Source organism: uncultured Lamprocystis sp. (genome assembly GCF_903933125.1).
GTDB lineage: Bacteria > Pseudomonadota > Gammaproteobacteria > Chromatiales > Chromatiaceae > Thiodictyon.
This window is the reverse complement of record NZ_CAIZIZ010000559.1, coordinates 1-6,848: the sequence shown is the minus strand read 5'-3', so window position 1 is coordinate 6,848 and position 6,848 is coordinate 1. Positions and strand designations below refer to the sequence as shown.

The 6,848-nt window shown below is 67.0% G+C and carries 7 protein-coding genes; 5 read left to right on the top strand and 2 right to left on the bottom strand.

Annotation, left to right across the window (positions count from 1 at the left end):
• From QZY03_RS30535 to QZY03_RS30515, 5 genes are all read left to right on the top strand, one after another.
• A partial coding sequence (locus tag QZY03_RS30535; protein WP_295587927.1) for a hypothetical protein occupies positions 1-192 on the top strand: 192 nt, incomplete at its 5' end.
• A 69-nt stretch (positions 193-261) separates the two neighbouring features.
• A complete protein-coding gene (locus QZY03_RS30530) occupies positions 262-1,695 on the top strand; it encodes a YdgA family protein (protein ID WP_295587925.1) in 1,434 nt (477 codons plus the stop codon).
• Between the two features lie 17 nt (positions 1,696-1,712).
• Positions 1,713-1,886 carry a hypothetical protein gene (locus QZY03_RS30525; RefSeq protein ID WP_295587923.1) on the top strand — a complete coding sequence of 58 codons (174 nt, stop codon included), beginning with the start codon at positions 1,713-1,715 and terminating at the stop codon, positions 1,884-1,886.
• Positions 1,887-1,890: 4 nt separating this feature from the next.
• Entirely contained in the window at positions 1,891-2,925 is a 1,035-nt protein-coding gene (queA, locus tag QZY03_RS30520) for a tRNA preQ1(34) S-adenosylmethionine ribosyltransferase-isomerase QueA (RefSeq protein WP_295587929.1), read from the top strand.
• 644 nt (positions 2,926-3,569) lie between these two features.
• Complete coding sequence (locus tag QZY03_RS30515; RefSeq protein WP_295587921.1) at positions 3,570-3,887, top strand: hypothetical protein; 318 nt, start codon at positions 3,570-3,572, stop codon at positions 3,885-3,887.
• A 297-nt stretch (positions 3,888-4,184) separates the two neighbouring features.
• Here QZY03_RS30515 and QZY03_RS30510 read toward each other — a convergent pair whose 3' ends face one another.
• Complete coding sequence (locus QZY03_RS30510) at positions 4,185-4,703, bottom strand: DUF3617 family protein (protein WP_295587919.1); 519 nt, start codon at positions 4,701-4,703, stop codon at positions 4,185-4,187.
• Positions 4,704-4,811: 108 nt separating this feature from the next.
• Positions 4,812-6,665, bottom strand: a complete 1,854-nt coding sequence (locus tag QZY03_RS30505; protein WP_295587917.1) for a hypothetical protein — start codon at positions 6,663-6,665, stop codon at positions 4,812-4,814.
• Between the last annotated feature and the right edge of the window lie 183 nt (positions 6,666-6,848).

The window sequence follows — 6,848 nt, the reverse complement described above, 5'->3', positions numbered from 1 at the left end:
CTCGCCGAACGCGGTGTGCTGGTGCGCTGTCTCCACCTCGGGCTGCCCGATCGGTATGTCGAACACGCCGAACAGTCCGCCCAGCTCGCCGACTGCGGGCTGGACGCCGAGGGGATCACCGCCCGTATTCAGGAGAAACTGCGCAACCTCGCTCCGGAACTGGGCCGGCGGCTCACCGCCATCGCGGTCTGAGGACTAAATTCAGGCCACATGCACCCGACAGGATCTTTCACTCGCGCACGCCGGCGACCCCGCCGCGACTTGGCAGGCCGGGTCGGAAACCTCACCCTGAGCGGGCTGGCGGTGGGGCTGGTGTTGATCCTGATCGGCGCCAGCCTCCCGCTGGTGCTCGGCACCCAGGCGCAACGCGCCTACCAGGAGTTGCTCGGCGCGGCCGTTGATGCTTTGCCGGGCGCCACGGTCGTCTTTTCCCGGTACGACCGCGGCTGGTTCAGTTCGACCGCCAACACCGAATGGGCATTGGAGGCGTCCGGTGCCCAACGACTGCGGCTCGACAGCCGGATCGAACAAGGCCCCTTCATCTGGTTCAACCGCAAGGGTTTTCCCGTGCTCGCCCGCGTCCAGACCCGGGCGGAATGGCTCGGCACGGCCGTTCAATTGCCGCCGCTGCTGGTGACCACCAACATCAGCACCGACGGCAGCGCGGTCGGGCGGCTCCTGGTGCCGGCGACCGATCAGCCGCGCCGCAACGACAGCCCTTGGCTGCGCAACACGGACCTGACCGGCACGCTGCACTTCAGCCCCGCGGCACCGACCGTCCTGATCGAAATCGACCTGCCCGCGGTCGCGCTGGTCACCCCGACCGGACCCCTGGCGCAGTTGACCGACTCCCGGCTCAGATCCGAGCTGCGCGGCTGGACCGGCGGGCTTTACACCGGGACCACCCGCCTCACGATCGGTGCCGCCCGGTTCGGCGGCACCGGCGCGGAGCCGGCCAATGCGTCTTCGACCGCAACCGAACCCCGCCGGCAGCGGCTGCCCACCGGGTCGCCGGACACGCCCCCGGCTGCTCCCGTCGGCGCGTCCCTGCACGGGCTCGTGATCGACCTGACCCAGACACCGAGCGACCGCACCCTGGACATCCAACTGCAGGCACAGGTCGACGACTTGCAACTCCGCGGACAGGACTACCGCGCCGCCCAGGTCGGCATCAGCGCCCGGTCGCTCGACGGTGAATCGCTCATCGACCTCATCGAGGCCATTCAAGCGCTGTCATCCAGCACCCGGACCCCGGCACTGCGCGGTCTCGTCGGCCTGACCCTGGTCACCCGTCTGCTGCCCCGCTTCCTGGCGGCCGGGCCGCGCTTCGACCTCGATCCGGTGCGGCTCGACACCCCTGACGGACCGGTCACGCTGCATCTGCGCGTCGCGGCACCCGCGGCCGGCGATGGCAGCGCCAACCGCGGGTCGAACGCCGTGACCTGGTTGACCGCCATCACCGGAGAAGGCGCCGTCACGCTCCCCGAGTCGGTCGCCCGCGACTGGCTGGGGCCGGCCGATCAGGAGCACCGCGGCGACCCGCCGGCCGAACAACGGCTGGACCGCTGGCTGGATGAGGGCTGGGTCTCAGCCCGCGACGGACAGGTCAGTTCCACCGTGCACCTGGTTGACGGGGTACTCACCGTCAATGGCCGGATCCTGCCACTGCTGGGACCGACCGGCGGGTTCCGCTAAGCAAACGGACCACGACCATGGCGCGACACGGCGTGACGCTCAAGCGGATTCTGCTCGGTATCCTGCTGACGCTGATTCTGCTGCTCATCCTGCCCGAATGGCCGCGGATCCCGGTTGCCGACGCCACCGCCGCCGATTGGAAGAAGATGTTTTATCTCAATCCGTTCGACGTGCTGGGGGTCAAACGATAGCATGTTGCAGCGCGCCGACTTTCATTTCGACTTGCCGCCCGAACTGATCGCGCAGCGCCCGCCGGCGGAACGCGGCGCGTCCCGACTGCTGGTCCTCGACGGGGGTGCGACCCCGCGGGATCGGCAGTTCGCCGACCTGCCGGACCTGCTGCGCCCTGGTGACCTCCTGGTGTTCAACAACACCCGGGTGATGCGCGCGCGGCTGTTCGGCCGCAAGGACACCGGCGGCGCGGTCGAGGTGTTGGTGGAACGGCTGCTCGCGCCGGATCTGGCGCTGGCCCATGCCCGCGCCGCCAAGTCACCCAAACCCGGCCGGCTGATCTTGCTGGCGGGCGGCGGACGTCTGGAGGTGGTGGCACGCGACGGGGCGCTGTTCCGGCTGCGTGCCCTGGATGCACCCTTCAAAGACGTGATGGAAGCCCAGGGTCATATCCCCCTGCCCCCTTACATCGCCCGCGCGGACGACACGGCGGACGCGGAGCGCTACCAGACCGTTTTCGCGACACGCGAAGGGGCGGTGGCCGCCCCCACCGCGGGGCTGCATTTCGATCAGGCGATGCTGGAGCGTCTGGCGGCGCTGGGGGTGGCGCGCGCCGAGGTCACGCTGCATGTCGGGGCCGGAACCTTCCAGCCGGTCCGGGTGGATGACCTGGACCAACACCCCATGCACGCGGAGTGGCTGGAGGTGAGCGCGGCCGTCTGCGAGCAGGTCGCCGCCACCCGGGCGGCGGGCGGGCGCATCATCGCGGTGGGCACCACCAGCGTACGCAGCCTGGAGAGCGCCGCTGCCGCCGGCGGCGATGCGGACACCCTGCGACCCTTCCGCGGCGACAGCCGGCTGTTCATCCGCCCCGGCTACCGCTTCCGCGTGGTGGATGCCATGATCACCAATTTTCACCTGCCCGAATCCACCTTGCTGATGCTGGTGTGCGCCTTCCGCGGCCATGAGCGCATGCTCGCCGCCTACCGCCATGCGGTGACCGAGGGCTACCGCTTTTTCAGCTATGGCGATGCGATGTTCCTGACGCGGCGGGACTAAAGCGCGCCCAGCGTGGGAGACGTAGTTCACGGGCCGGACGGGGCATTCGCCCCGTCCGAGACGTTTTCCCCGAATTTGCCGCAAGCCAGCCCTATACCGATGCCGACTGGATCGGTGAGTGGACGCTGCCGAAAGACATGAATTGTGTCGAGTTCCAAGACGCCGACGGACAACCCCGCTTTTCTTACCAACCCAAGCTGATACTGCTCGTCAAGGCACAACTGGTCAACCGGACATGATCGTTCGTCTCTTCTCGTCTGGCTCTCAGGACGCCGCGGGCCGCAGATCGTAATCCCGGCCAGCGGCGTGCGTAGTCAGGGCTTCCAGCCCTGACGGTGTCAGGCCAGGATGGCCTGACTACGCACCCGGCGAGCCCTAGTGGCCGGAATCTTGATCAAGACCGGTCTGTGATTCATCAAGGCAGCTGGGATGTTGGGGTTCGTTCCTCACCCCAACCTACGGGCTCAAGGATGCGCGGGAAGAAGGTCGGGGGGAGGGTCGGGAGGAGGGTCGAGCCGAAGCCTTGCGCCTGACGGCCATCAATCTGATCCACGGCACCGACCTGAGCGATGCGGCCATCGCCGTGATCACCGGACTCGGCGTCGCTGACCTCGCCGCGCTGCGTCAGCAATGACGGCCGTTATGTGGCCTTCGACTCACTCGCGACACTCGACCCGGTCGATTTCAACAACGCCTGGGATATCTACCTGCGCGACCGCACTGGCAAGACGACCACTCGCCTGTCCGTGGCGACCGCGACGCAGGAGGGCAATGCCGATTCGCTGTGGCCGGTCCTGTCAGCCGACGGCCGGTACGTGCTGTTCGAGTCGTTCGCCAGCAATCTGGTGACGGGCGATACCAATGATGCGGCGGACATCTTCGTCCGTGACCGCGGGGTCGGCACCAGCCCGGCGTATCCGCTGTCGGCCAAGGCGGCAGCGGCGCCCGCCGCGACCAAATGACAGACGCGGCACCTTCCGGCGGGACTCGGCGTACGTCCCGCCGGGAACCGCGTACTTTTCCTATTTTTCCCCGAGGTCAACGAGACGCTGAACATAACGAGACGGACCGGCGAGGCAAGGTGGCAGCCGAAAGGGCACGGACCTGGCATCGACGGACGGGGGCACGAGTTGGGCGGCTCCCGGGAAGCGCATCAACTCTAGCCGAGTCGCAAGCCTTCTGCAATCCTCGGGATACATCCGGCGGCCGGGCGCGTCCGGAGCAGCCACAGATCGGGCCCGAGGGGGGAGGTGCGGCCGCTACTTTGTGGCGCAATCGTCCGCCAACCAACGAGACGTCAATTCGCTGAGGGTCGACATCTGCATTCGGTCTGCCGGACCATACGCGATCTCGATGGAGCCGGCGATATGCTCCGGGTCGACCGCTCGGATTTGGACGGTGCCGACCAAGGGGTTGGCCCCGGCGCACTCGATGCGGGCCACCTGCTCGCTTGCGGTCTGAGACGCGAAGGTGCGCGTGCAGGCCCCATAGTGGCTGCCGCCGGTGAAGGCCTCGGCGCTGTCGATCTGTCCTTGCTTTAGACAGGACTTGGTAACGCGGGTCTCGCGCTTAACCTGTTGGGCGAGCTTGTCTTCCACCTTGGCACGCTGCTCGGGCGACAATTGGTCCAGGTTGGTGGGCGCCTTCGCGCGCTTGATCTCCGTAACCGTGGTGGTCTCCCACAGTCCGGGTTTGGCCTTCAGGGGCTCGGCGTTCGCTTGACCCCAGGCCAGCAGGGCCAGCAGGGCCAGCAGACCCGCTGTAAACACATGCGTCATAATCGCTCCTGTGGGACGAAAAATGCCGCCGGCCGGTCAAGGCGCGGCGGCATGCAAGGTTACCGCAACCTGGCGGACACGGGGTTGCCCCCGCGCCGCCGCCCCAGTCTAGGGGGCAGTCGTACCGCTGACCACGTCCGACCAAGCCGAGAACCCGCCGTTGGTATAGGTCCGGACTCGGTAGTCGTAGGTGGCGCCTGCCGTCAGGCCTGTATTGGTATAGACGATGGTACCCGTCGTCGTACCGGACGTGACTGCGATCCAGGTGCCAACGCCACCCCGGCTGCGCTCGAGCTGCCAGCCGCTGGCCGGACTGGCAACGGTGAACCTCACCGCCAGCCGAGTCCGTCGCTGCGTCGCGTTTCCGCTCGGCAGTACCGAGTTGATGGTCGGCTGCGCCGGCGGGATCAGGACCACTGACGGGGACAGCGCGGAAGTCCTCCAACCGCCGTTGCCCACCGCGGTCACCCGGTAGCGGTGGGTGCCTGGGGCCAGACCGGTAGCCGCCGAATCGATAAAGCTGATCTGGCTGGCCGTGCGGTTGGCCACAAAGGTCCAGGTGCCGCCGCCGTCCGCGCTGCGTTCCAGCACATATCCGCTATCGTTGGCGACGTTGCTCCAGCTCACCGTGACCCGCGGTAGTCCTTGCGTTGGGTCATTGCTCGCCCATACGGTGCTGAAGGTGGGCTTGCCCGGGATGGCCGGCACATTCAGGGTCGCGGGCACGCTGTTCAGCCACGCGGTCGGCGCGAATTCCTCCTTGGTCGCCCGCACTCGATACCAGACGTTGTAGGTTCCAGGCGCAACGCCGCCGTTCGCGTAGCTCACGACATTCGGACCGACCGTGCCGATCGTCGCCCATAGGACCCCAGTCACTCCGCACTGGGCGGCCGTCGTGTTGCCGACGCAGCGCTGGACCTCGTAGCCGCCCTCGTTCAACGTGTCGGCCCAGCTCACGACGATGCCCGTATCCGCCGTCGACGCGTTGGTCGTGAAGGGGCCGGCCGGGAGCGCATCGAAGGCGATGGTCACGCTGGTCATCGGCGCCAGCGCAGTGGCGACTTGACCCGAGAACGCCCAGGGGGAGTCGCCCACCTGTAGCCGGATGGCCTTCACCTGATACTGATAGACAGTGCCGGGCAGGACCTCGGTGTCGACATAGCTGGTTTGGGTAAAGGACGGGCCTTGCAACATCAGAGGCAGGAAGGCTCCGACCGCGCCGTTGGTGACTGACGCGCGCTCGATCACATAGCCGTCCTGAATGTCGCTCGGGTTTCCGTCCGTCCAGGTCACGGTGACTTGGGTCGGACCGTTTACCGTCGCGATTATGTTGGTCGGCGCAGCGGGTACCGCCGCCGGCGTCGTCACCGTCGAGCTCCCGGAGGCAACCACGGTGCCGCCGTTCATGGCCTCTACCGTGTAGGCGTAGGTCGTGTCGGGCTGAGCCGTTGTGTCCGCATCGGTGTACGTTGTGCTGGCCGTGGCGTTGACGGTCTTCAGCACGGCCCCATCGCGGATCACCCGGAAGCTGGTGACCGTCGGAGTCCCGAGTCCGGACCAGGTCAGGTCGACACGGAAGCTGCTGGCCGCCGTGGCCGCGAGGTCCAGGGTTCCAGTCGCCGCCAGGGTGCAGCCACGCGCCAGCTGGGTCCAGGTCGAGACGTCGCCGTTGTTGTTCTGCGCCCGTACCTGGTAGTCGTAGCAGGTGTTCGCGGCCGCCGCGGTGTCGATCCAGTTTGTCTGCCCGGTCGTGGGTCCGGTGGTGTCCGGGTTGCCCAACTGACAGGCAAAGGCGGTAACCGGCGGCACACCTGCGGCGACCACGTCGTAGCGCCAGATGTCAAAGCACGCATCGTTGGTGGCGTTGTCGGTCCAACTCAGGGTGATCTGGGACCCCGTGGAGCCGGGTGCGGCGTTGCTTGCCGTCAGCCCCGTCGGCGCGGTGGGCAGGTCGCTCGCCACTGTGTAGCTCAGGGGGGACGACGCCGTTTCGCCCTCGCCGTTAAGGCTCTTCGGGATCTCAGTAGGTTATGATATACTTATATTTCAGCATCTTACGAGGTTTTGAAGGTCATCATGGACTCCAACAACGAGCCACTCAGACAAGCAATAGAGCTATTGCGAGATTTGCCCAATGTCCAAGTG